General features: G+C 53.2%; 28 protein-coding genes. 13 read left to right on the top strand and 15 right to left on the bottom strand.

The annotated features are described in order from the left end of the window. The first annotated feature begins 204 nt into the window (after positions 1–204). From EVX52_RS00345 to EVX52_RS00335, 3 genes are all read left to right on the top strand, one after another. The gene (locus EVX52_RS00345) at positions 205–720 is read left to right on the top strand and encodes a GNAT family N-acetyltransferase (protein ID WP_129951517.1); all 516 of its coding nucleotides are present in this window, start codon (positions 205–207) and stop codon (positions 718–720) included. Continuing rightward, positions 713–1,000 carry a hypothetical protein gene (locus tag EVX52_RS00340; RefSeq protein ID WP_129951516.1) on the top strand — a complete coding sequence of 96 codons (288 nt, stop codon included), beginning with the start codon at positions 713–715 and terminating at the stop codon, positions 998–1,000. Before EVX52_RS00345 ends, EVX52_RS00340 begins: the two co-directional genes overlap by 8 nt. A 200-nt stretch (positions 1,001–1,200) precedes the next feature. After that, positions 1,201–1,566, top strand: coding sequence for a bleomycin resistance protein (locus EVX52_RS00335; protein WP_129952121.1), 366 nt, complete (start codon positions 1,201–1,203; stop codon positions 1,564–1,566). 215 nt (positions 1,567–1,781) lie between these two features. Here the strand turns inward: EVX52_RS00335 and EVX52_RS00330 are convergent, their stop codons facing one another. Further along, on the bottom strand, positions 1,782–3,464 hold the full coding sequence (locus EVX52_RS00330; RefSeq protein ID WP_129951515.1) for an aspartate:alanine antiporter: 1,683 nt from the start codon (positions 3,462–3,464) through the stop codon (positions 1,782–1,784). 283 nt (positions 3,465–3,747) lie between these two features. Between EVX52_RS00330 and ybjM the strand changes: the two genes are divergently transcribed. After that, positions 3,748–4,167 (top strand): inner membrane protein YbjM, encoded by a 420-nt coding sequence (gene ybjM, locus EVX52_RS00325; protein ID WP_240783418.1) that lies wholly within the window; start codon positions 3,748–3,750, stop codon positions 4,165–4,167. Positions 4,168–4,235: 68 nt separating this feature from the next. Here the strand turns inward: ybjM and EVX52_RS00320 are convergent, their stop codons facing one another. Next, the gene (locus tag EVX52_RS00320) at positions 4,236–4,502 is read right to left on the bottom strand and encodes a GrxA family glutaredoxin (protein WP_013575818.1); all 267 of its coding nucleotides are present in this window, start codon (positions 4,500–4,502) and stop codon (positions 4,236–4,238) included. A 285-nt stretch (positions 4,503–4,787) separates the two neighbouring features. On the opposite strand from EVX52_RS00320, the gene nfsA reads away from it, so the two are divergent. From nfsA to rlmC, 9 genes are all read left to right on the top strand, one after another. Further along, the gene (gene nfsA, locus EVX52_RS00310; RefSeq protein WP_129990370.1) at positions 4,788–5,510 is read left to right on the top strand and encodes an oxygen-insensitive NADPH nitroreductase; all 723 of its coding nucleotides are present in this window, start codon (positions 4,788–4,790) and stop codon (positions 5,508–5,510) included. A gap of 18 nt (positions 5,511–5,528) precedes the next feature. Further along, a complete protein-coding gene (gene rimK / locus EVX52_RS00305; protein ID WP_129951513.1) occupies positions 5,529–6,431 on the top strand; it encodes a 30S ribosomal protein S6--L-glutamate ligase in 903 nt (300 codons plus the stop codon). Positions 6,432–6,578: 147 nt separating this feature from the next. Then, positions 6,579–7,061, top strand: coding sequence for a YbjN domain-containing protein (locus tag EVX52_RS00300; RefSeq protein WP_129951512.1), 483 nt, complete (start codon positions 6,579–6,581; stop codon positions 7,059–7,061). A gap of 429 nt (positions 7,062–7,490) precedes the next feature. Beyond that, complete coding sequence (gene potF, locus EVX52_RS00295; protein ID WP_129951511.1) at positions 7,491–8,600, top strand: spermidine/putrescine ABC transporter substrate-binding protein PotF; 1,110 nt, start codon at positions 7,491–7,493, stop codon at positions 8,598–8,600. A gap of 266 nt (positions 8,601–8,866) precedes the next feature. Further along, the gene (gene potG, locus EVX52_RS00290; RefSeq protein WP_129951510.1) at positions 8,867–10,000 is read left to right on the top strand and encodes a putrescine ABC transporter ATP-binding subunit PotG; all 1,134 of its coding nucleotides are present in this window, start codon (positions 8,867–8,869) and stop codon (positions 9,998–10,000) included. An 11-nt stretch (positions 10,001–10,011) separates the two neighbouring features. Beyond that, a complete protein-coding gene (gene potH / locus EVX52_RS00285) occupies positions 10,012–10,965 on the top strand; it encodes a putrescine ABC transporter permease PotH (RefSeq protein ID WP_129951509.1) in 954 nt (317 codons plus the stop codon). Next, positions 10,962–11,807 (top strand): putrescine ABC transporter permease PotI, encoded by an 846-nt coding sequence (gene potI, locus EVX52_RS00280; RefSeq protein WP_129951508.1) that lies wholly within the window; start codon positions 10,962–10,964, stop codon positions 11,805–11,807. The genes potH and potI overlap by 4 nt, the downstream gene beginning before the upstream one ends. Before the next feature lie 112 nt (positions 11,808–11,919). Further along, on the top strand, positions 11,920–12,366 hold the full coding sequence (locus tag EVX52_RS00275; RefSeq protein WP_129951507.1) for a YbjO family protein: 447 nt from the start codon (positions 11,920–11,922) through the stop codon (positions 12,364–12,366). A gap of 80 nt (positions 12,367–12,446) precedes the next feature. Beyond that, a complete protein-coding gene (rlmC, locus tag EVX52_RS00270; RefSeq protein ID WP_129951506.1) occupies positions 12,447–13,577 on the top strand; it encodes a 23S rRNA (uracil(747)-C(5))-methyltransferase RlmC in 1,131 nt (376 codons plus the stop codon). Positions 13,578–13,581: 4 nt separating this feature from the next. Here rlmC and fliR read toward each other — a convergent pair whose 3' ends face one another. From fliR to fliF, 13 genes are all read right to left on the bottom strand, one after another. Further along, on the bottom strand, positions 13,582–14,367 hold the full coding sequence (gene fliR, locus EVX52_RS00265) for a flagellar biosynthetic protein FliR (RefSeq protein WP_129990369.1): 786 nt from the start codon (positions 14,365–14,367) through the stop codon (positions 13,582–13,584). Positions 14,368–14,370: 3 nt separating this feature from the next. Next, positions 14,371–14,640, bottom strand: coding sequence for a flagellar biosynthesis protein FliQ (gene fliQ, locus EVX52_RS00260; RefSeq protein WP_015697566.1), 270 nt, complete (start codon positions 14,638–14,640; stop codon positions 14,371–14,373). 165 nt (positions 14,641–14,805) lie between these two features. Next, the gene (gene fliP / locus EVX52_RS00255; protein WP_129951504.1) at positions 14,806–15,588 is read right to left on the bottom strand and encodes a flagellar type III secretion system pore protein FliP; all 783 of its coding nucleotides are present in this window, start codon (positions 15,586–15,588) and stop codon (positions 14,806–14,808) included. Next, positions 15,585–16,022: a flagellar biosynthetic protein FliO gene (fliO, locus tag EVX52_RS00250; protein ID WP_129951503.1), complete on the bottom strand. Its 438-nt coding sequence runs from the start codon at positions 16,020–16,022 to the stop codon at positions 15,585–15,587. The genes fliP and fliO overlap by 4 nt, the downstream gene beginning before the upstream one ends. After that, positions 16,022–16,438: a flagellar motor switch protein FliN gene (fliN, locus tag EVX52_RS00245; RefSeq protein WP_013575804.1), complete on the bottom strand. Its 417-nt coding sequence runs from the start codon at positions 16,436–16,438 to the stop codon at positions 16,022–16,024. Before fliN ends, fliO begins: the two co-directional genes overlap by 1 nt. Then, positions 16,431–17,447, bottom strand: a complete 1,017-nt coding sequence (fliM, locus tag EVX52_RS00240; protein ID WP_129951502.1) for a flagellar motor switch protein FliM — start codon at positions 17,445–17,447, stop codon at positions 16,431–16,433. The genes fliN and fliM overlap by 8 nt, the downstream gene beginning before the upstream one ends. 7 nt (positions 17,448–17,454) lie before the next feature. Next, complete coding sequence (gene fliL / locus EVX52_RS00235) at positions 17,455–17,955, bottom strand: flagellar basal body-associated protein FliL (RefSeq protein ID WP_129951501.1); 501 nt, start codon at positions 17,953–17,955, stop codon at positions 17,455–17,457. 208 nt (positions 17,956–18,163) lie between these two features. Then, on the bottom strand, positions 18,164–19,546 hold the full coding sequence (locus EVX52_RS00230; protein ID WP_129951500.1) for a flagellar hook-length control protein FliK: 1,383 nt from the start codon (positions 19,544–19,546) through the stop codon (positions 18,164–18,166). After that, entirely contained in the window at positions 19,543–19,989 is a 447-nt protein-coding gene (gene fliJ / locus EVX52_RS00225; protein ID WP_129951499.1) for a flagellar export protein FliJ, read from the bottom strand. The genes EVX52_RS00230 and fliJ overlap by 4 nt, the downstream gene beginning before the upstream one ends. A 22-nt stretch (positions 19,990–20,011) precedes the next feature. After that, the gene (gene fliI / locus EVX52_RS00220) at positions 20,012–21,376 is read right to left on the bottom strand and encodes a flagellar protein export ATPase FliI (protein ID WP_047610946.1); all 1,365 of its coding nucleotides are present in this window, start codon (positions 21,374–21,376) and stop codon (positions 20,012–20,014) included. Further along, complete coding sequence (fliH, locus tag EVX52_RS00215) at positions 21,376–22,161, bottom strand: flagellar assembly protein FliH (protein ID WP_129951498.1); 786 nt, start codon at positions 22,159–22,161, stop codon at positions 21,376–21,378. Before fliH ends, fliI begins: the two co-directional genes overlap by 1 nt. Then, the gene (gene fliG / locus EVX52_RS00210) at positions 22,154–23,146 is read right to left on the bottom strand and encodes a flagellar motor switch protein FliG (RefSeq protein WP_101076815.1); all 993 of its coding nucleotides are present in this window, start codon (positions 23,144–23,146) and stop codon (positions 22,154–22,156) included. The genes fliH and fliG overlap by 8 nt, the downstream gene beginning before the upstream one ends. Further along, positions 23,143–24,852 (bottom strand): flagellar basal-body MS-ring/collar protein FliF, encoded by a 1,710-nt coding sequence (fliF, locus tag EVX52_RS00205; protein ID WP_129990368.1) that lies wholly within the window; start codon positions 24,850–24,852, stop codon positions 23,143–23,145. Before fliF ends, fliG begins: the two co-directional genes overlap by 4 nt. Positions 24,853–24,899 lie beyond the last annotated feature (47 nt).

Raw genomic sequence — 24,899 nt, 5'->3', positions numbered from 1 at the left:
CAAAAAAATTTCAAATACGTTAATTTGTGCTGTCCGGCAGGTAAAGGGTGCATCGTCTGAATATCCGCTTTCATTGAATAACGGTATAGTTTCACGATCAAATAGAGTGTAAAGAGAAGAACTTAAGGAAGCCTTAAGCCGGCTGTCTTACCTGTTGCGGGACGACAGGCAGATGTAACGAATGATTTCACAAAAGGTGTCATAATGGAGATTCGTGAAGCTAGATTGGGCGATTTACGCCTGTTGCAGCATCTGGGGCGGGAAACGTATCGCCATTATTTTGGTGGTTTATGGCAAAACGATGAAGAGCTGGATGCTTTCCTGGCGGAAGATTTTGGTGATGAGGTGATAGCCCGTAGCCTTAAAAGCCATGATTATTGCTGGCTGGTTGCGCAGGATAAGGGGGAGGCCATCGGTTTCGCTAAGCTGCATTTTAATGTGTCGCCGGATGGTGCAGAAGGCCGGGGGGCGAAGTTATGCAAACTGTATTTCACGCCAGAGAACCGTTCGCGCGGCCTGGGGACGGACGTTTTCGCTTTCGCTGAACGCGTGGCAAAAAATCATCATCAGCCCGTTCTCTGGCTGGACGTATTGCAAAGTAATCTGCCTGCTATCGGCTTTTATCAGCGTCAGGGGATGCATTGTGTCGCTGAGACGGCTTATGTGACCGCCACCCAAACCACCAGGTTGTGGATCATGAAAAAGGATATCAATGATTAAATTACGCCTCGGCGGTTTGTTTATCACACTGGAAGCGGGGGAAGATATTCCTTATGCACCGGAATTTTGTGAACACTACACCTACCTTTTACATCCGGTTGCGGGCGGCTATGAGATTTTACGCTACGATGCTTATTCCGGCTGGCATAAACGCCCCGATCAGTTATTTGAAGACGGTCATCAGGCCTTTATATTTGCTTATCAGGCGTACGAGAAGGAATGGAATCAGACCGACGGACGTCTGGGGGGAAAAGGCCAACATCTCGAGCGGATCATGTAATAACCCGAGGACAAGGTTGCTACCGGTCTGATGTATCCGTTCTGATAAAAACGCCATGCCCCTTTAATTCCGGAGCTCCGCGTCTCATGTGTCTGATTCCCTGCCTGTTGGCAGGGAATGACATAGTTAAGACCTTCTCTTTCCTCATCCTTTTTGCTCAGGCATCATGGCGTGACATTCAACACACCACTGAGGCCAGGATGACGGATTACGCCACACCCAATCTTCCTTCACGTGATTTCGAAAAAACCCAGCGTTTTTATAGCAGTTTTGGATTCACCACGACGTATGTTGATGACGGCTGGCTGATCATGGCCCGCGGCACGATTACGCTGGAGTTTTTCCTGCATACGGACGTTGATCCGCTCACCAGCTGGTTCAGTTGCTGTCTGCGTGTCGATAATGCCGGTGATTTTTTTGATGCTTTAATTGCTGCCGGAATAGGGCAGGACGACACCGCTCATCCGCGTATCCACCTGCCAACCATGCAGCCATCCGGGCTGAGAATGGGCGCGATGATCGACATCGACGGAACGCTGGTGCGGGTGATTGAAAACGAGAAATAAGCAGTAAAGGTTTGTTTTGTAAAGCAGAAAAGAAAAAACCCGGCAATCTTGAACCTAAACAGGCGGGATTGACGGGCTCTCCAAATTTGGGGACTTCAAAGAAAAGCAGTGGCACTAATTAAGACTCTGGCTAACGTTAAAAGTTCGTATGATGTGGCAAAAATTTAAAAAAGGGATTGATTTTTTTTTGCCACATTATTGTTCAACAGGTTACGTCATGCCCCCGGCCAGATGATAACGATCAACGTACCGGCGAGCGTCAGTAATACGTTAGCAATGGCATAAGTTCCTGCATAACCGAGTGCCGGAATGTTACTGCGTGCCGTGTCGCTGATGATCTCCATTGCCGGGGCGCAGGTACGTGCGCCCATAATGGCTCCGAACAGCAAAGCGCGGTTCATGCGTAAAACGTATGCCCCGAAGATAAAGCAAATCACCACCGGCACCAGGCTGACAATCAGGCCGGAAATGAGCATCTGACCGCCTACCGCGCCAAGACCGTTATTGATACCCGCGCCTGCGCTTAAGCCGACACCCGCCATAAAGACCATCAGGCCAAACTCTTTCACCATGTTCAGCGCGCCCTGCGGGATATAACCGAAAGTAGGGTGATTAGCACGCAGGAAGCCGAGCATGATCCCGGCGAACAATAATCCGGCAGCGTTACCGATGCCGAAGCTGAAGTTTTTGAACTGGAAAGTGATGAGACCGATCATCAGGCCGACAATAAAGAAGGCGCAGAAGGCCAGCAAATCGGTGAGCTGACTGTGTACCGAGATAAACCCGATACGCTCAGCCACGCTTTTCACCCGTTTTGCATCGCCGCTGACCTGCAACACATCGCCTTTATTCAGCACGATACTGTCGTCAATAGGCATTTCAATCTGGCTGCGGATCACGCGGTTAAGGAAACAGCCCTGATCGGTGAGGTTCAGCTGACTCAGACGCTTGCCGACCGCGTGGTTATTCTTAACCACCACTTCTTCGGTCACGATGCGCATATCGAGCAGGTCGCGGTCAAAAACTTCCTTGCCGTTACGAAAACTCGGATCGAGGCGTGAATGTGCGTCCGGATAGCCGACCAGTGAGATCTCGTCGCCCACCTGTAATACCGCGTCGCCATCCGGAGTCGCCAGAATACCGTTACGGCGGATACGCTCGATGTAACAACCCGTCTGGCGATAGATCCCCAGTTCGCGCAGGTTTTTGCCATCTGCCCAGGCGACCAGTTCTTGTCCGACGCGATAGGCGCGGATCACCGGCAGATAGACTTTACGTTTACTGTCGGTATCCAGGCCACGCTCGCGCGCGATTTGCTGGGCGCTGGTGGGCAGATCCTGATGTTGCAGCTTTGGCAGATAACGAGCGCCGAAAATCAGGCTGACCAGACCGATGAGATAGGTCAGGGCGTAGCCGAGGCTCAGGTTATCCAGTTCAGGACCAAGCAGTTTGTTGCCGCCCATGGTATTACGCAGTGTATCTCCGGCACCCACCAGAACCGGGGTTGACGTCATCGACCCGGCGAGCATACCGGCGGTGAGGCCGATGTCCCAGCCGAATACGCGTCCGAGTCCGAGGGCCAGTAACATGGCGCTGCCAACCATCACCAGTGCCAGCATGAAATAATTTTTGCCATCACGGAAGAAAATGGAAAAAAAGTTTGGCCCTGCTTCGACGCCTACGCAAAAAATAAACAGCATAAAGCCCAGGTTGAGCGCTTCAGTATTGATACTGAAATGCTGCTGACCCAAAAGCAGCGAAACCACTAATACGCCAATAGAATTTCCGAGCTGAACGGAACCCAGACGAATTTTCCCCAGGCACAGACCGAGTGCTAAAACTACAAATAATAACAGGATGTAATTCCCGTTTAACAAACTAGCGACGTTTATATTCACAAGGATAACTTATTGTTTACCAACAAATTCTTGATATAGGAGAATGTAAAGGATAAATTCAGAAACGGTATATTCCTACTCAAACTCAAACTCACACTCTCTGTCACCGATGTCAGTGGCGTGGAAAAGTGGGTTTCGGGCGTCATTTTAGTCATAGAACGCCGGTTCAGCCAGAGAAAAGCCCGTATAAATATTCTGAAAGCTTTTTTTGTGTTTCGCGGGAGTGCGTGGCACGTCAGGGAAATGAGCCAGAAGGCTCTGACAGGTAATAAAGAACACATTGGTGCTGCAGTTAACCTGTGAAATCTCGCCAACTTTAAGGAGGAAGAAAATGGCCCTTTGGCGAAACGTATTTGCGGTTGTAATTTGTTGCATAATTTTCTTAATTATATTTATTTTATTAAAAAATGGTTGGGTAATTGTTATAAGTGTCGCGCCCGGTCCAGAATATGGTCTGTTATTATTTCTGCTGCCGGGGGTGGTTACCGCTCTGATTTCCCGTGATTCGGCGATATTTTCGTCTTTTATTGGTGGTCTGGCTTCTGTCCCTGTGTGTTTCTTATTGCGTATGGCTTTTTATCCACGCGTTCGTCCGCTGTTTCAGGAACTGGCGTATGCCACCAGCGCAATATTCTGGTGCGTTTTGGGCGCCATGCTGGTTCAGTTGCTGGTGGTTGTTTACCGGCAGTTCAGGCATGACTGAAACCTGAAACCATAAAAAAGGCGCTCAGTGAGCGCCTTTTTGCTGTGTGTATGTCTTTATTTTTCAGTTCAGTTACTGAACAGTGCCAGATGCTCTTTGGCATAGGCTTCGAAATCAGTGCAGCCGCCGATGTGTTTCTGATCGAGGAAAATCTGCGGAACGGTTTCAACCGGTTTACCCACGGTTTTTTCAAGGTCGGCTTTAGTGATGCCTTCCGCGTGGATATCGATGTAGCGGAAGTTGAAATCATCACGCTCTTCAGTCAGTTTTTCAGCCAACTCCTTTGCGCGTACACAATAAGGACAGCCAGGACGTCCGAAAATTACTGCAAACATGGAGACTCCTTTGTTAATGCCAACGAGATAAATGAAAAGGGAATGTTTGTTTTTTGTTATCCACATCACCTTTTTGATGTCGATACTATGCCTGTTGCAGATCATAAAAAAAAGCAGGAATTACCTGTCAGTCCGATACCTTTGACCTATCTGAATGAACCGGCAGTGATTTCTGGTCACCACACATTGTTGCATCAATTCATACTGCAAGCCTTGCAAACCGTGCTCACAGCATGAATGATTGATAAAACCTTTTTCATTTACCGCCCGTTCAGGAATTTTTTAATGACGCCGACCATCGATCTTCTGCGCTCGCACCGCTCCATCCGTGCGTTTACTCATCAGCCGGTCTCGGACGAGCAACGCGAAGCCATTATTGCCGCCGCGCAGGCTGCTTCGACTTCAAGCTTTCTGCAATGTTATTCCATTATCCGCGTTACCGATCCTGCGATGCGTGAGGTTCTGGTGCAGTACACCGGCGGGCAGAAATACGTCGCCAGCGCGGCTGAATTTTGGGTTTTCTGCGCCGATTTCAATCGTAGTTTGCAGATCAATCCCGAGGCTGAACTCGGCCTGGCTGAACAGTTACTATTAGGCTGTGTGGATACCGCGCTGATGGCGCAGAATGCCATGATCGCTGCTGAATCCCTGGGGCTTGGCGGCGTGTTTATCGGCGGTATCCGTAACCAGGTGGAAGATGTTGTGAATTTGCTGAAACTGCCAAAATTTGTAATGCCTTTGTTTGGTCTTTGTATCGGAACACCTGCGCAGGATCATCAGGTTAAGCCGCGTATGCCGCAGTCTTTGCTGGTGCATGAAAACAGCTATCACCCGGTAGATAAAGAGCAACTGGCGCAATATGACGAGGCTTTATCGGCGTATTATCTGCAACGCGACAGCAATGCGCGACGCGATACCTGGAGTGATTTGATTATTCGTACCCTCAAAAAGGAACAGCGTCCGTTTATGCTGGACGCACTGCACAGGCAAGGTTGGGCAACACGCTAAACGGCGACGGAGTGTCGGATGAAAATTGCAATTCTTTCCCGTGACGGGTCGTTGTATTCGTGTAAGCGCCTGAAGGAAGCGGCGCAAGCACGCGGACATGAAATCGACATTATCGATCCGCTGTCCTGCTACATGAATATCAATCCCGCTGCGCCCAGCGTGCATTATCGCGGGCATCAGCTGGATAAATACCATGCTGTTATCCCCAGAATTGGATCGGCGATCACCTTTTATGGCACGGCAGTGCTGCGCCAGTTTGAAATGCTGGGCAGTTTTCCGCTTAATGAATCAGTGGCGATCACCCGGGCGCGCGATAAATTGCGTTCCATGCAGATTCTGGCGCGCGAAGGGATTGATCTGCCAACGACCGGTTTTGCCAATGCACCGGATGACACTGCCGATTTGATTGCGCTGGTCGGTGGTGCGCCGCTGGTGGTGAAGCTGGTTGAAGGTACGCAGGGGATTGGTGTCGTGCTGGCAGAAACCCGGCAGGCGGCGGAAAGTGTCATCGATGCATTTCGCGGTCTGAACGCGCATATTCTGGTTCAGGAATATATTCGTGAAGCAGAAGGGCGCGATATTCGTTGTCTGGTGGTGGGCAAAAAAGTAGTAGGGGCGATTGAGCGTCAGGCTAAGCCGGGTGATTTTCGCTCGAACCTGCATCGCGGCGGAACGGCCACCAATGTCAAAATTACGCCGCAGGAGAAAGATATTGCTGTTAAAGCCGCGCAGACTCTGGGGCTGGACGTGGCCGGTGTTGATATTTTACGCTCAAACCGCGGGCCGCTGGTGATGGAGGTGAATGCCTCGCCGGGGCTGGAAGGGATTGAAGCCACCACCGGTCTGGATATCGCCGGTATGATGATTGACTACATTGAGCAAAGGGCGCGACCGGGATTTCGTCTGAAATCCGGCGGGTAATTCTTATTTCATCGCGTTAATGAGCATCAACCCGGTAATGATCGTAGCGCTAACCGGCAATATTCCGTAAGCTATGACCCCTTCGTAATGCCGTTGACGTTACGAAGGGGTTGTTTTTTTCGTTGTGTTGAACTCGTGAGGCATTTTATGGATTCGCTCATCGTCCCTGATTTAGCGCAGCTACGGCGCTGGCTGGATCAGTTGGGCATCTCTTTTTTCGAGTGTGATTCCTGTCAGGCTCTCCATTTGCCGCATATGCAGAATTTTGACGGCATTTTTGATGCCAAACTCGATATCGTAGATAATGTGATTTTGTTTTCTGCACTGGCTGAAGTCAAACCGACGGCGCTGATCCCGTTGGTTGCCGATCTGAGCTCGATTAATGCCAGTTCACTGACCATTAAAGCATTCGTGGATATTCAGGATGATAATCTGCCAAAACTGATTGTTTGCCAGTCACTGACCATTGCGGTGGGTGTGACGGAAGAACAGTTTGCTTTCTTCCTGCAACAGGCTGAAGAGCAGATGTCGATGATTATTCTCGAAGCGCATGCCAATGATCTGCTGTTCCTTGGTGATGAAGAAGAAGGCACGCCGGTCACTTCCGTGAGTCTGCCTTTGTTGCATTAATTTTCTCTTTCCTGACATTGTTTCCCCTCTGAAGATCCTTTCCTGCGAGCCGTGCTTATTGCGGCTCCGCTGCCTTTATCCGCTTTCGCCATAAGTTATGCTGCATTTGTGTGGTTGTTGCCGGATATTTCACTTTGTTAAAAGGCAAAATGCCAGACGGTATAGACTAAATCTGCATAATTAATCGATAAACGCCGGTTTTGTCTCAGGAGGCTGGTACACAGGGGTTGCAGGCGCTATGCTTCTGACTCTGCATCAAGCGTGATTACGTCGTAAAACCAAACGGTTAATTCGCAGGCAGCGTATGCGCCAACGTTGAATTCCTATGCATATTTCATGGGGGTCGGCTGGCAGTTGTGTGAAGGGTTTTGTATCAGTCTCAATGATACAAATTCAATTTTATATTCCCTGTCTTGGAGGTAGTAACGGATGTTCACCCTGCGTAAAAAGTGGTTATCGGGTGTTGTCGCCGGCCTGGTTATGGCTGCGTCCGTCACAGCGTCTGCGGATGAAAAAACGCTGCATATCTATAACTGGTCCGATTATATTGCGCCAAATACCGTGCCTGATTTCCAGAAGGAAACCGGCATTAAAGTGGTTTACGACGTGTTTGATTCCAACGAAGTGCTGGAAGGCAAACTCATGGCAGGCAGTACCGGTTTCGATCTGGTGGTGCCATCGGCCAGTTTCCTCGAACGTCAGCTGGCTGCCGGCGTGTTCCAGCCTCTGGATAAAAGCAAACTGCCTAATTACAAGAATATGGATCCTGAACTGCTGAAGATGGTGGCGCAGCATGATCCGGGTAATAAATACGCGATCCCTTATCTGTGGGCGACGACCGGTATCGGCTATAACGTCGATAAAGTCAAAGCCGTTCTGGGTAAAGATGCCCCGGTAGACAGCTGGGATTTGGTGCTCAAACCTGAAAACCTTGAAAAACTAAAAAGCTGCGGCGTTTCATTCCTCGATGCGCCGGCGGAAATCTACGCAACCGTCCTGAATTATCTGCATCTGGATCCGAACAGCACCAAAGCATCCGATTACACCGGTGCGGCGAACGATCTGCTGCTGAAACTGCGTCCGAACATCCGTTATTTCCATTCTTCTCAGTACATTAACGATCTGGCCAACGGCGACATTTGTGTGGCAATCGGCTGGGCCGGTGATGTGATGCAGGCGTCTAACCGCGCCAAAGAAGCGAAAAATGGCGTAAACGTGGCGTACAGCATTCCGAAAGAAGGGGCGCTGGCCTTCTTCGATGTATTTGCGATCCCGGCGGATGCTAAAAATCTGGATGAAGCCTATCAGTTCCTGAATTACCTGATGGAACCGAAAGTTATCGCGCAAATCAGTAACACCGTTTACTACGCCAGCGGAAACAAAGCCGCGACGCCACTGGTGAACGCAGATGTGCGTAATAACCCGGGCATTTACCCACCGGCTGATGTTCAGGCGAAACTCTTCACCCTGAAAGTTCAGGATCCGAAGATTGACCGTGTGATCACCCGTTCGTGGACCAAGGTCAAAACCGGCAAATAATACTCTTCATCCTTCAGGCTGCCTCTGTGTTGGCTGCGTGAACGCGCCCCGGTCACTGACTTGAGTCAGCTCCCGGGGACTTGCTCACTTGCCGCCTTGATGCAACCAGAATGATTTTGAGTATCGCTAACGCGGCTCCGCTTATTGATGGCGGGGCCGCTGACGTTTGTTTCCGGCTGTATTTTGGGCATACAGATCAGGCACTTTTCCCCCTGACTGTTATGCTTATTTGAACTGCTTTATTCTGATACCGGAGATTTCTCTGAGTGAACGACGCTATCCCCCGCCCGCAGCCTAAGTCCCAGAAAGGCTTTACGCCTTTGCTGGAAATCCGCAATCTGACCAAATCGTTTGAAGGCCAGGCCGCCGTCGATGATGTCAGTCTGACCATATACAAAGGCGAGATTTTCGCACTGCTCGGCGCGTCCGGTTGTGGGAAATCGACATTGTTACGCATGTTGGCGGGTTTCGAGACGCCCACGCAGGGACAAATCGTGCTTGATGGCATCGATCTTTCCCAGGTTCCGCCCTATCAGCGCCCGATCAATATGATGTTTCAGTCCTACGCGCTGTTCCCGCACATGACCGTGGAACAAAACATTGCGTTCGGCCTGAAGCAGGACAAACTGCCGTCTGCGGAAATCAAAAGCCGTGTGGCGGAAATGCTGACCCTGGTGCATATGCAGGAATACGCCAAACGTAAACCGCACCAGCTTTCCGGCGGCCAGCGTCAGCGCGTGGCGCTGGCTCGCAGTCTGGCTAAACGGCCAAAATTATTGCTGCTGGATGAGCCGATGGGTGCCCTGGATAAAAAGTTACGTGACCGTATGCAGCTGGAAGTCGTGGATATTCTTGAGCGTGTCGGTGCGACCTGCGTGATGGTGACTCACGATCAGGAAGAAGCGATGACCATGGCGGGGCGGATCGCCATCATGAACCGTGGCAAATTTGTGCAAATCGGCGAGCCGGAAGAAATTTATGAGCACCCGACCAGCAGGTTCAGCGCCGAATTTATCGGCTCAGTGAATGTGTTTGAAGGCGTGCTGAAAGAGCGTCTGGACGATGCACTGCTGCTGACGTCTCCCGGCCTGTTGCATCCGCTGAAAGTCGATCCGGATGTTTCCGTCGTGGACGGCGTGCCGGTGTATGTCGCGCTCCGCCCGGAAAAAATCATGCTGTGTGAAGAAGTCCCGCAGGATGGTTGTAATTTTGCGGTTGGCGAAGTGGTGAACATTGCCTATCTGGGCGACCTGTCGATTTATCACGTCAGGTTGCATAGCGGGCAGATGATCACTGCGCAGTTGCAGAACGGTCACCGTTTCCGCAAAGGTATGCCAACCTGGGGCGACGAAGTGCGCCTGTGCTGGGAAGCCGACAGTTGTGTCGTGCTGACTGTCTGAGGGGGATGAAAATGTCTGTAATCTCCGAAATTCCGGCCAGCAAACCGCCGGGCGGATTTAAAGCTTTCACCGGCCGTCTGCAACAGCGTCATGGCCGCAAGCTGGTGATCCTGCTGCCGCTGATGTGGTTCCTGCTGCTGTTTTTATTGCCGTTCCTGATTGTCTTCAAAATCAGTTTTGCTGAAATGGCGCGTGCCATTCCCCCGTATACCGATCTGGTGACCTGGTCAGACGGCATGCTGGATATTGCTCTTAATATCGCCAATTACATCGGTCTGACGCAGGATCCGCTGTACATCGATGCGTATTTGCAATCATTGCAAGTGGCGGCCGTTTCTACACTGTTGTGTCTGCTGATTGGTTATCCGCTGGCGTGGGCAGTGGCGCACAGCCGCACCTCGACGCGCAATATCCTGTTGTTGCTGGTGATCCTGCCGTCATGGACGTCGTTCCTGATCCGTGTGTATGCCTGGATTGGCATTCTCAAAGATAACGGTGTGCTGAATAACGTGCTGCTCTGGTTGCATGTTATTGACCAGCCGCTGGTGATTTTGCATACCAATCTGGCCGTGTATATCGGTATTGTGTATTCTTATCTGCCCTTTATGGTGTTGCCGATTTACACCGCGCTGACCCGTATGGATTACTCTCTGGTAGAGGCGGCGCAGGATCTCGGCGCGCGTCCGATGAAGACGTTCTTCAAAGTGATTATGCCGCTGACCAAAGGCGGAATTATTGCCGGTTCGATGCTGGTCTTCATCCCGGCAGTGGGGGAATACGTAATCCCGGAACTGCTGGGCGGGCCGGACAGTAATATGATCGGCCGTGTTCTGTGGCAGGAATTTTTCAATAACCGTGACTGGCCGGTGGCCTCCGCAGTGGCGGTGGTTATGCTGTTGCTGCTGATCATGCCTATCCTGTGGTTCCAGAAATACCAAAACAAAGAGCTGGGAGAGAAAGAATGAATCAGTTACCGGTTGTCCGTTCGCCGTGGCGAATTCTTATTCTGGTGCTCGGCTTTACGTTTTTGTACGCCCCGATGCTGATGCTGGTTATTTACTCATTCAACAGCTCGAAGCTGGTCACGGTCTGGGCTGGCTGGTCTACCCGCTGGTATACTCAGCTTTTCCATGATTCGGCGATGATCAGTGCCGTCGGCATGAGCCTGTCGATCGCGACCGCTGCCGCCACCATGGCCGTGGTGGTCGGTACACTGGCCGCTGTGGTCATGGTACGTTTCAGGCGATTTCGCGGTTCAACCGGTTTTGCTTTTATGCTGACAGCGCCGCTGGTCATGCCTGATGTCATCACCGGTCTGGCGCTGCTGTTGCTGTTTGTGGCGATGGGGCACACGTTTGGCTGGCCGGCCGAGCGCGGCATGTTCACTATCTGGCTGGCACACGTCACGTTTTGTAGTGCCTATGTTGCGGTCGTGGTCTCGGCGCGTTTACGTGAACTGGACCACTCCATCGAAGAGGCGGCGATGGATTTAGGCGCCGCACCGCTGAAAGTGTTCTTTATTATTACGTTGCCTATGATCCTCCCGGCACTGATTTCGGGTTGGTTGCTGGCATTTACCCTGTCTCTCGACGATCTGGTTATCGCCAGTTTTGTCGCCGGGCCGGGGGCGACCACGTTACCGATGCTGGTATTTGCCAGCGTACGTATGGGCGTCAACCCTGAAATCAACGCACTGGCGACGCTTATCCTGCTGGTGGTCGGCATCATCGGTATGATCGCCTGGTGGTTTATGTCGCGGGCCGAAAAACAAAGACGGCGGGAAATACAGCGCGCAGCGCAGAATTAATCCCCGTCATCTCATTTCCTGGCCGATTTGTCATTTTGTTGCCACCTTGATGCAGCACGAATGATTTAGGGGATAGGATGAGGATTCAAAACAATAAGGAAATCATGAGGAAGTGAAATTCGCATTTATCCCTGTTCCCGTGATGATAGGCGCGTCGGCAATTGTCGCGACGCGCTTACTCGAATTTATTTTACTGTTCGATGCCATGGGCTTTTCAGGGCTGATGAGCTTTATCGAAGTCAGTGCAGAGTCCTGGCTGAACTGTTTCATTATGCTGGCCAGTCTGCTGATTGTATTGATCGAATGTCGTGCCGCCTATGCCATGATGCGCGGCCGCCGCTGGGGACGTTGGGCCTTTATCGGCTGTCAGGTTATCGTGGTAGGTTACATGCTGCTCGCGTCATTTGACGGGTTCAGGCCGCGTATCTTTCGTTTTAACGTCGGAACACAGGGCGAATTTCTCTATGCGCTGCTGATGCAAAAAGTCCCCGATATCGTGGTGTTGCTGGTGTTATATCTGCCTGCCAGCAGCCGCAGATACTTTTCACGCCAAAAATAGCCTCGGGTAGTGAGTCTTTCCGGCTGCGCAGTGATAAACTGCGCGCCAGTTTTTACAGCATCTGACGACCGGAAATTTTCATGCATTGCGCACTTTATACCGCCGGAACCTGCCGTTCCTGCCAGTGGCTCGACAAACCTTATGTACAACAGTTAGCCGACAAACAGCAGGATCTCAGCGATTTGTTGTCAGCGCTGCCGGTGGATGAATGGTGTGAACCGGTGACGGGTGCGGAAAGTGCATTTCGTAATAAAGCCAAAATGGTGGTCAGCGGCAGCGTGGAACGTCCTTTGCTCGGCATGTTGCACCGCGACGGTACACCGGTCGATTTGTGTGATTGCCCGCTGTATCCGGCCAGTTTTTCCGCTGTCTTTCCCCTGCTCAAAACCTTTATTGCCCGCGCCGGGCTGACGCCTTACAACGTCGCACGCAAACGCGGCGAACTGAAATTTCTGTTACTGACTGAGAGCCGGAAAGACGGCGGCATAATGCTGCGCTTTGTGTTGCGCTCAGACAGCAAACTGGCGCAACTGCGCGCAGCGCTGCCGTGGCTGCAACAGCAGTTGCCGCAGCTGAAAGTGATTTCCGCCAATATCCAGCCGGTGCATATGGCGATCCTCGAAGGGGATACCGAAATTGCGCTGACTGATGTGCAGCGGCTGGAAGAAAATTTTAACCATGTGCCGTTGTTTATCCGCCCGCAGAGCTTTTTCCAGACCAACCCTGTGGTGGCAGAAAAGCTTTATGCCACGGCGCGGGAATGGGTGAGGGCGCGTGGGGATATCCGGAGTATGTGGGATTTGTTCTGTGGTGTGGGCGGTTTTGGTTTGCACTGCGCAACACCGCAGATGAAACTGACCGGCATCGAAATCAGCGCGGAAGCGATTGCCTGCGCGAAAGAATCAGCGGCGCGTCTGGGGCTGAAAAACGTCGAGTTTCAGGCGCTCGATTCCACCGGTTTCGCGACCGGCAAAGGTGAGGTGCCGGATCTGGTGCTGGTGAACCCGCCACGTCGTGGCATCGGCAAAGCGTTGTGCGAATATCTGAGCCACATGGCGCCGGAAACCCTGCTTTATTCAAGCTGTAACGCGAAAACGCTGGCGCAGGATCTGACCTTATTGCCGGATTATCGCATCGTGCGCGTTCAGCTTTTCGACATGTTCCCGCATACCGCGCATTATGAAGTGATGGCGCTGCTGGTGCGGCGTTAAGCACTCAGTCAGTCGCCAGCTGATTCATGATCAGCACAATCTTATCCAGAATTTCACTGAACAGATGCTCGCTGAACGGGGCAAGCATCGGCATCATCAGGCTGATGGCCAGAATGCCGATGCTGAGTGTCAGCGGGAAACCGATGACGAACACGGAAAGCTGCGGCGTTACACGGTTTAACAAACCGAGCGCCATATTAAGCGTCAGCAACAACGTCACAATCGGTAAGGCCAGCATCATCCCGCCGCTGAACACCATGCTGCCCGCTTTGGCGACCGCCATAAACCCTTCTGCATTGACCGGGTTAGGGCTGACGGGCAGGGTATGGAAACTGTCGGCCAGCAAAGAAATCAGCCACAGGTGCGCGTTGAAACTCAGGAAAAGCAACACCGCCAGCAGGTTTAAAAACTGCGCCAGCAACGGGGTATTAAGACGGTTGCTCGGGTCATAAAACGTCGCAAACGAAATCCCCATCTGTAAACCCATAATTTCACCGGCCATGCGGATAGCGGCAAACGCAAGCTGCATGGTTATCCCTAACGCTGTGCCAATCATAATCTGCTGCATCGCCAGCCACAGTGCAGGCGTGGAGAAAATCGGCGTGTCCACCGGCGGCAGGGAAGGCGCAATCAGGAAGGTGATCATCATCCCCAGACCGAGTTTCACCCGCTTCGGTACGGCTTTTTCACTGGTGACCGGCGCGGTGCTGATCAGCGCCAGAATTCGCAGCAATGGCCAGAAATACATACTCAGCCATCCGGCTAACTGGGTGCTGTCGAAGGAAACCATAGATTAACCGATGATGTAAGGCAGGTTGGTAAACAACGTACGGATGTAATCCAGCAGCAGGTTCAGCATCCACGGCCCGGCGATCACGATAGTCGCCACAACGGCCAGAATTTTAGGAATGAAAGACAGCGTTTGTTCGTTGATCTGTGTCGCCGCCTGCAACAGGCTGACAATCAGTCCGGTCACCAGCGCGGCCAGTAACAAAGGCGCAGCAACGGCTAATGCAACCTTCATTGCTTCATTGCCCAATGCCATTACCGATTCAGGAGTCATGACTCAATTCTCACAAAAGAAGACGGGCGACTCCCTCCCCTGCGAAGGGGAGGGGTGGGGTATGAATAGCAGCTCAGAATTTGAAGTTGCCTGTAAAACCCCCTACCGGCCTCCCCCTTCGCAGGGGGAGGAGCAAAAAACGCCCATTAAGTTTGGCGTTTTGAATTAACTGTAAAAACTCTGCGCCAGAGAGCCGAGTAATAATTGCCAGCCATCGACCAGCACGAACAGCATCAGCTTGAAGGGCAGCGAGATGGTGGCCGGTGGCACCATCATCATCCCCAGCGCCATCAGAACGCTGGCGACCACCAGGTCGATAATCATGAAGGGAATGAATACGGTGAAGCCAATCTGGAAAGCAGTTTTCAGTTCGCTGGTCACATAAGCTGGCAGTAAAATACGCATCGGCACGGCTTCAGGCCCTGCCAGTGGCGGGATGTTAGCCAGCCGGGCATACAGCGCAAGGTCACTTTCGCGGGTCTGACGCAGCATAAACTGACGCAGTGGCTGAGCGCCTTTGTCCATTGCTTCCTGCATGGTGATTTTGTTTTCGGTGAACGGCTGATAGGCATCGCTGTAAATTTTGTCGAAGACCGGCGCCATCACGAAGAAGGTCAGAAACAGGCCAAGGCCGAGCAGCACCTGGTTTGGCGGCGCGGAAGGCGTACCCAGCGCATTTCGCAGTAAACCCAGCACGATAATGATGCGGGTAAAACTGGTACACATCAGCAACATCGCAGGTAACAGGGTCAGTGTGGTGATGAACACCAGCGTCTGGATCGGCAGCGACCAGTTTTGTGCCCCGTTAGACATCTGCTGGCTGATGATCCCCGGTAATTGCGCAAAAGCAGTCGGGCTGGCGAGCAGTAACAGTGGCAGACACAGGTGAGTGAGCAGGCGAACAGGGCGCTGACGGGCAGCGGTAAGGGCGGATTTCAAGAAGGTCATGCCTGCTTTCCCGGACGTTTCAATATTTTCTGCATCAGCTGACGGAAATCAGCTGGCGGGTTATGGGGGGTGCCTGAGTCCGGCGTCTGTCCCGCCGGAGGCGCGCTCAGTGTGTGCAGCGGGGTGATGTTTTGCGCCGTCACACCCAGCACCAGCCAGGTATTATCGACTTCCACGATCACCACTTTTTCACTGCGACCGACCTGTACACTGGCGGTCACTTTCAGCAGTTTGTTATTTTTAGACTGCGGCGCAAAACCAGCGCGCTTAACCACCCAGCCAATAAACAGGATCAGCAGCAGGATGCCGCCGAGCACGGTGCTGACTTGCGTCAGCACGGAACCGGCAGGCAGGGCCTGAGGGGAGCTCTGCGTGGTGGCGTGGTTTACCGGGCCGGAAATGTACGGAGAATCCGTCGCGGCATTCTGACTCATCAGCGGCTCAGACGGCGCATGCGTTCTGACGGCGTGATGATGTCGGTAATACGTACGCCATATTTATCGGCGACCACCACCACTTCACCCTGAGCAATCAGATAACCGTTGATGAGGATATCCAGAGGCTCACCGGCCAGACCGTCGAGCGACACGACGGATCCCTGCGAAAGACGCAGCAGTTCTTTGATGGTCATTTTTGTTCGACCTAATTCCACGGTCAGTTTCACCGGAATATCGAGGATCATGTCGATATCTTGCAAACTGCCGGTTCCGTCCTGGGCACCCAGCGCGGCGAAAACACCGTCAGTTGACGCTTTCGCGCCGCCCGCAGACTGTTGTTCGTTAAACGCATCAGCCCATAAATCGTCAACGTTATCCGATCCGGCGTCAGACGGTTTATTGGTGTCACTCATGGGGCTGTTCCTCATCTAGAGAATTTAAAATTGGGTTGATCAAATGTTCAACGCGCAGGGCGTATTGTTCGTTTAAAGTGCCATATTGGCTGGTCAGTACAGGAACGCCGTCAACGTGGGCGATCAGGCGGTCCGGCTTCTCAATCGGCAGGACATCACCTGGTTGCAGTTTCAGGATCTGAGACAGGCGCAGCGGGATTTCAACAAAATTCGCCACCAGCTCCAGCTCAGACTGCTGAACCTGGTTCACCAGGTTTTCACGCCACTGACTTTCTTCATTGCGTGAGTTTTCGACCGGCGGATTGGTCAGAAGCTCACGTAAAGGTTCAATCATGCTGAACGGAATACAGATATTGAAATCACCGCTCAGCGCGCCGATTTCCACATGGAACGGCGTGGTCACCACGATGTCATTGGGAGACGAAGTAATGTTAGTGAATTTGATCTGCAATTCGGCACGCACATATTCCACGCTCAGCTTGTAAACGCCGCTCCAGGCATCTTCGTAGGCATCCAGTGCCAGGGTGAGCATGCGTTTAATCACCCGCTGTTCCGTGTGAGTGAACTCGCGTCCTTCCACTTTGGTCGGGAAACGGCCATCACCACCGAACAGGTTATCCACTGCAATAAAGACCAGGCTCGGGGCGAACACAAACAGCGCCGTACCGCGCAGAGGTTTCAGATGGATAAGGTTCAGGTTGGTCGGCACCGGTAAATTACGGGCAAACTCGTGGTAGGGCTGGATTTTGATCGCCCCTACGGTGATGTCCGGGCTGCGGCGTAAGAGGTTGAACAAACCCATACGGAAATGACGGGCAAAGCGCTCGTTAATGATTTCCAGAGCCTGCAACCGCTCACGAACAACGCGACGCTGCGTCGTAGGGTCAAAAGGTTTTACACCGTCATCAGACGCGGCAGTCTGTGTGGCGGTCGTGGTGTCGCCTGCACTGTCACTGTCACCATTGAGCAGCGCGTCGATCTCGGCCTGTGAAAGTATGCTGTCGCCCATAATTTGTTTATCGCAGTATGAAAGCAGTGAAAAGCACGTCGCTGATCGCCTGTGGAGGCTGACCTTTGACCAGTGGTGCGTCCAGAACCTGTTTGATGTCCTGAACCAGCTGTTGTTTACCGGCTTCGCTGACTAAATCCGTCGTCTTCTGACGGGAGAGCAGCAGCAGCAACCGGCTGCGAACTTCAGGCAGGTATTCATTAAGCGTAGCCCGATTTCTTTCGTCCGGCAGACGCAGGGTCAGGCCGATATACAGCACACGGTCAGGATCGTTATCCGCTGTTTGCAGGTTAACGGTGAAGGTATCCAGTGCCAGGAAGATCGGTGCCGCAGGGGGTTCTTGCTTTTTCACTTCAGCCGTCTGTGTTCCATTTCCGGATTGTTGCTTGTGCAACATCCACCAGGCGTAACCGGCCGCACCACAGGCTCCGATGGCAATCAGTAACAGCAGAATCATCATTAACGGCCGCTTTTTCTTACGCGATGCCGAGAGAGCAGAGTCAGACATGGATGAGGCGATTTCCTGTAAGTATGAGCAGTCTGGCGTGAGGAGCACCCTACTGCTGAGTCAATTCTAAGAATGATTATCCCGCTTATCCTGTTGTTCAATAGTCAGAATAGGCGGGATAAATAAGGTCAGCTCTGCCGTTTGAATTAAGGGAGAACTGACCGTCGGTAATTATCTGAAACAATTCTGTGGACTTTTACGCAAATTCCTACGCAAAAATGTCCACGCTGTTATTGCCGCTGACCCGTGACGCTATCGATGCCGGAACCGGCAAAGCATCGCTGGCAGAAGTGTTGCTGCCGGAGTTGAACGCCGCCCAGCTGGCCGCGTTACCTTGCTGCGAACCGGACTGACTTTGCTGCTGGGCCTGTTGCCACTGCGAACTGTCGCTGCCCACGCTGCTCTGACCCAGGCTGATACCATTATCTGCCAGCGCCGTTTTAAGTTCCGGCATGGCGGATTCAATTGCCGAGCGCACGCCGCTGTGACCCGACACAAAATGCAGCTGCGCCTGATTATTTTCAATCTTCATGCTGATCTGGATAGAGCCAAGATCCGCAGGATGCAGACGAAGTTCTGCGGTCTGTTGCCCCTGACGGTTGAACATCATCACTTGCTGACCCAGTTGTTGCTGCCATTCCGGCGTACCGAGCTGTGCGTTAAGCAGTGGCGTGGACGGCGCGGTCACGGCGCTGGTGGTGGTCGGCGTGGTGGACACCGGGGCGGAAGAAACGGCAACAGCCGCAGTGCTCAGCTGATTCAGTGCCTGTGTGCTGTTATCAGAAGGGCGGCTGTCATTTTGCTGTAAAGCCGCGGCATTGCCGGCTGCTGCACTCATTGACGCCAGGGCGCTGCTAAAATCAGGGGTGTTGCCGGTGGTTGCTTTACTGCTGGCTGCATGCTGCGCGGAACCCGCTGTGGTAGTGCCGGAGGCTGCGGCTTTCGGATCGGTATCCGTTACGGCGGCCGTTTTGCCCTCACCGGTCAGTAAGGAAGATGCGGTCAGACCACCCAGCAGCGAATTTTGCTTATCAGTTGCAGGCGTCTCATTGCGGGTAATTTGCGTGGCTACGGCGGTTGCGGTCTGGACCTGCGGGGCAGGTTGTTGCTGAACCGCCAGCTGAGCGAGCAGGGACTGAACCGAAAGATCAGTGCTGGTGTCAGCGCTGTCTTTATCTTTATCGCTCAGGGCAGCATCTTTGACCGACGCGGTGCCCGCACCTTTCAGAGTGCCAGCCGGCAGTATCTGAATGGCGGCAATCATTTTGCTCAGATCACTTTCATCCAGCATCAGGCTGCCATCTTCTTCACCCGACGCCACCGCCTGCGTCAGTGTCGTTTTATCGACGATCGCCCCTTTGGCGGAAATTTGCTGGCCGAGTTTGGCTAACGTGCTGGTGATTTTAGGATCCACTTTTTCGCCGAGCTGAGCTTCAAGCTGGCTGGCAAAATCAGCCGGGCTGGTTGCGCCGGTATCGGGAATTGTACTGATGTCCGTCGCCGCTGATGTGCTGGCAGATGAACTGCCTGTCGCCGCGCTCGCGGTAGTCTTGGCCGTGGTAACGGCTGCAGGCAAAATGTTCAGATTCATGATTGTTTCTTCCTGTGTGCGCTGCGCTGGGCGAACTCATCGTTCTGCTTTTGATCAATCTTGTTTTCCAGAGAACGTTGTTGCTCACTGGCGCGGGTTTGCAACGTCTGGTATGCATTGAGCCGTTGCTGCTTATCCTGCCACTGGTTAACCGCCGCATTCAGCCGCTGATCCCATTGTTGTAACTGTTTACGGTGCTGCTCAATTGCGACTTCCAGCGTTCCGATAAACTGCTGATAGTTTTGCCAGGTATTCGCGGCAATCCCGCCGGTCATGGTGGAGTTGAGTTTTTCCCGGTATTCACGCTGATAATTGAGCAGCATGGTGAGCTGTTCTTTTGCCTGATGATGCGACTGCCGGATTTGGCCCAAATGACTGGTCGCCTGATCCAGCGCTTTTTGCGCCAGCGAGCAAAGTGTGATTAACGGCGATGAGCTTTCCATTTATGCCTCTGCTTATCTAGGTTTAGCCCGGGAGCAACATGTTCAGTTCCAGACAGGCGTCTTCATATGTGCTGCGTTCCATGATGTCCTGCTGCAGAAAGTTTTCCATCTGCGGATACAGCTTGATAGCGCGATCGAGCATCGGATCGCTGCCTGCGGCATAGGCGCCGACGCTGACCAGGTCACGGTTACGCTGATAACTGGATAACAATTGTTTGAAATTACGTACGCGCCCGTACTGCGCGTCATCGATAAGTGAGGTCATCGCACGGCTGATCGACGCTTCAATATCAATGGCCGGATAATGGCCGGATTCCGCTAAACGGCGCGACAACACCACATGGCCGTCAAGAATGGCGCGGGCGGAATCGGCAATCGGATCCTGCTGGTCATCCCCCTCGGTCAGCACGGTATAGAAGGCGGTAATCGAGCCGCCGCCGCTGATACCGTTACCCGCGCGTTCAACCAGCGCAGGCAGTTTTGCAAATACGGAAGGCGGATAGCCTTTGGTGGCCGGGGGCTCACCTATCGCCAGGGCGATTTCACGCTGCGCCATGGCATAGCGGGTCAGGGAATCCATGATCAGCAATACGTGCTGGCCGCGGTCACGGAAATCTTCAGCGATACGCGTGGCGTAAGCGGCACCCTGCATACGCAAAAGGGGAGACACGTCAGCCGGTGCCGCGATAACCACGGAACGGGCGCGTCCTTCATCGCCCAAAATATTCTCGATAAAATCTTTAACTTCACGGCCACGCTCACCAATCAGCCCGACCACAATGACGTCTGCTTTGGTGTAACGCGCCATCATGCCGAGCAGGACAGATTTACCCACACCGGAACCGGCGAAAAGCCCCATACGCTGGCCGCGACCGACGGTCAGCAGGGCGTTAATGGCACGAACGCCGACATCCAGTACATCCGTTATCGGCGTACGTTGCAGCGGGTTGAACGGTGGCGTGATAAGAGCGGCGCGATAGCCGGTGTCCGGCGGCGGTAAACTATCGAGCGGTTTGGCGCTGCCATCCAGCACGCGGCCGAGCAACTGCGGGCCGAGCGGCAGTTGTTTGCCTGCGGTCTGACCATCGGCGGCAATACGGGCATACACACGCGCACCCGGTAAAATGCCTTCCACTTCTTCCAGCGGCATCAGGAACAGGCTCTGACCGTTGAAACCGACCACTTCACTTTCCACTTCCTGCACGACCGGCCCGTCATGGCGTTCAATCAGACAGGTTGCACCCAGAGGCAATTGCAATCCGGTGGCTTCCAGCACCAGACCTGTTGCCCGGGTCAGACGACCATAGCGACGGACTGACGGCGTGCGGGCCATACGTTTTTCCGCGTCATCCAGCGTTTTCAGCAAACGGCTCAGGCGGGCGGTCATCAGAGATCTCCCGGCGCAGCGAGACGGCACAGCTCATGCCAGCGGGTGGCCAGCGAAGCGTCCATGTCGCCATCTTCGGCACTGACTTTACACCCCCCGCTGTGGATCTGGCTGTCGGCCAGCAGTCGCCAGCCGTTCATACTCAGGCTGGCACCAAGTTGTAATTCCACACGTTCGAAGTCTGCCGGGTTAACGCGCAGTTGCGGTTTGCCCTTGAACATCGGTTCCTGCTGGATCAATTGCTGAATCTGATTAAGCAGGGCAGAACCGTCACATATGGGTGCCTGACCAATAATCTGTTTGGCGGCAGTCAGCGCCATCTGCATCAGACGGGAAGCAATAACACTGTCGAGTGCATCCAGCGTTTGCTGGAAGTCAGAAACCATGTGCTGCCAGTGCTCAGTCAGCACCGCCTGCTGTTGCTGACCTTCCTGTAACGCCTGTTGCAGTCCGGCTTCCTGACCTTGCTGGAAACCCGCGGCGTAACCTTGTTTCTGTCCGGCATCAAGGCCCTGCTGGAAACCCTGCTGTTCAGCGCGACGCTGAAGATTCAGCAATTCGTTCTGGTCTACCTGAACTTTGGGTTGTCCGTCGTCTTGTTCTTCTTCGCCATCTGCCAGTAAAGGCTCATCGGGCGTGGTAAAGACCGGCATTCTGAGATCGCCCGGCTTCCACCGTTGCCAGGGCAGGGCGTTGATACGCTCTGCATGACGTTCTTCTGCAGTTTTCGTTTCCGTTGCCGGCTTTTCAGATTCCGGAGAATCAGTATGAGGAGAATCAGACATAAGAATCCTCGCCGCCGCCAACCATCATTTCGCCGGACTCTGCCAGGCGGCGAACCGTCTGCAGAATCGCTTTTTGTTCGTTCTCGACCAGAGACATACGCATCGGTCCACGGTTTGCCAGGTCGTCGCGCAGGATATCTGCTGCACGTTGCGACATGTTGCGCAGGAATTTGTCGCGCAATGGCTGTTCCGCCCCTTTCAGTGCCACCAGTAACGATTCGCCTTCGACTTCCTGCAACAGGCGCTGAATACTGCGGTCGTCCACATCCACGAGGTTTTCGAACAGGAACATCTCGTCGATAATTTTCTGCGCCAGCTCGCCGTCGTAACCACGAACGGCTTCGATAACCGCTTCTTCCTGCTGAGTTTTCATCAGGTTGATAATTTCTGCCGCAGTACGAACACCGCCCATCTTCGAACGTTTGAGGTTCTGACCATCAAGCAGGTTGTTCAGTACTTCCGTCAGTTCGGCCAGCGCCGCTGGCTGGACGCCGCCGAAGGTCGCGATACGCAGCATCACGTCGTTGCGCAGACGTTCGTCGAACAGCGCCAGAATATCGGCAGCCTGGCCACGTTTGAGGTGCACAAGGATGGTGGCGATAATCTGCGGATGTTCGTCGCGGATAAGGTCGGCCGCCATCAGCGGTTCCATGAAGTTCAGTGTTTCCATGCCGCTGGTGGTTTCGCGCGACTCCAGAATGTCTTCCAGCAGACTCGAGGCGCGCTCTTCGCCCAGCGCTTTGGTCAGCACCGAACGCAGGTATTCGCTGGTATTGACACTCAGTGCGGCGTACTGCTCGGATTCGTCTTCGAACTCATTCAGCACTTCTGCCAGCTGTTTGTTAGAAATCTGATGAATATTCGCCATCGCGCCGCTGATTTGCTGCACTTCGCGAGGGGAGAGGTGTTTGAACACCTCCACCGCGCGGTCTTCACCCAGCGTGATCATCAAAATGGCGCTTTTTTCGGTTCCGGTCATAGTCATGGTTGTTCGGTACTCATCCATTGGCGGATAACCAGGGCGACGATACGTGGATCTTTATCGGCCAGCTCCTGAACACGTTGGGTCTGTACTTCGACACTGACACGCTGTTGTGAACGTTTACGTTTCTCCAGCTCGTCATTGCTGAGTTTGACCGGTTTGCTGCCTTCAGGCTGCGGCATAGAGGCTGCGAGTGCCGCGGCAGCGGCGGCTTCTTTGTCTGCCTGCTGTTTGCGCAACATCGGACGAACCATCTTGCGCCACAGCAGCCAGGCCACAATCAGCACCAGTAACCAGCGACCTGCATTGAGTAACTGATCAAAGAACGCCTGTTGTTTCCAGAACGGCAGATCACCGGAATCATCGGTTGTCTGATTGAACGGCGTATTCACCACGTTCAGCGTATCGCCACGTTCCTGGGAGAAGCCCATCGCTTCGCGGACCAGATCATCAATTTTCTTCAACTGGTCGTCGGTCAGCGGCTTCGCTTTGCCATCCGGCCCGACCTGATAGTTAACCACTACCGCCGCAGACAGACGCTGAACGGCGCCGGCACTGTGCTGGGTATGTGTGATGGTGCGGTCGACTTCATAGTTGGTCGTTTCATCACGACGACGGTTAGACGGCACGTTGGCATTGGCACTTGCCGCTGTATTCTGCGCCGTGCTGCCGGTCTGATTCTGCGTACCATTGGCATTGTTCACCGCCGGTGGGTTAGTCACCGGCGCTGTGGCTGACGGAGCTGGCTGGTTGCTCAATGCGCCTGGCACGCCGCCCACAGAAGTACCGCCAATCTGATCGCTGGTGCTTAACTGGCGTGAACGCACCGCCGCCTTATCCGGAGAACCATTTGGCTGATAATTTTCATCTGTCTGCTCACGGCTGGCGTAATCAATCTGCGCGGTGATTTGCGCATGCACGTTACCGTTGCCGACCACAGGTTGCAGAATGGATTCAATACGACGTTGCAGACGGCCTTCCACTTCATTGGCGTATTTCAGCTGAGAAGCGTTCAGGTCACGACCGTTGTTATCAGACTGTGTCAGCAGATGGCCGCTCTGATCCACCACGGTAACGTTCGCAGGCGGTAAGCCGGAGACACTGCTCGATACCATATAAACGATGGCGTTGATCTGACCATCATCCAGCGCACGGCCCGGTTGTAAATTCAGGGTCACGGAGGCTGAAGGATTTTTTTGTTCGCGGACAAACAACGATGGCTTAGGAATAGCCAAATGGACACGGGCACTGCTGACCGGGCCCAGCGTTTCGATTGTGCGTGAGAGTTCACCTTCCAGTGCGCGCTGATAGTTGATCTGCTCGCTGAACTGGCTGATGCCGAATTTTTCCTGATCCATTAATTCAAAACCGACCGCGCCGCCTTTAGGTAAACCGGCCGCAGCCAGTTTCAGACGCGTTTCATAGACCTTGTCAGCCGGGATCAGCAACGCACCGCCGTTGTCAGAAAACTGATAAGGAATATTCATTTGGGTCAGCTGAGTGACGATGGCACCGCCATCCTGATCACCGAGATTGCTGAAGAGCACCTTATAAGTAGGCTGTTTGGCCCACAGCATCATGACAACAACAATAGCCACGGCAGCGGCAGCTGCGATGGCGATAGGAACTTTTGGGTTGGCGCGCAGGCGATTAAGCAACGCAGTAAAACCGCTTGGAGGGGTTTCTGCGCCGGCTATTGCGGAACTCATACAAGATCCCTATTTAGCTGTTGAATGGTGATGTTCATGTTGTCTCT

The organism is Rahnella sp. CFA14(1/10) (assembly GCF_004195095.1).
GTDB lineage: Bacteria > Pseudomonadota > Gammaproteobacteria > Enterobacterales > Enterobacteriaceae > Rahnella > Rahnella perminowiae.
This window is presented reverse-complemented; position numbering and strand designations above follow the sequence as displayed.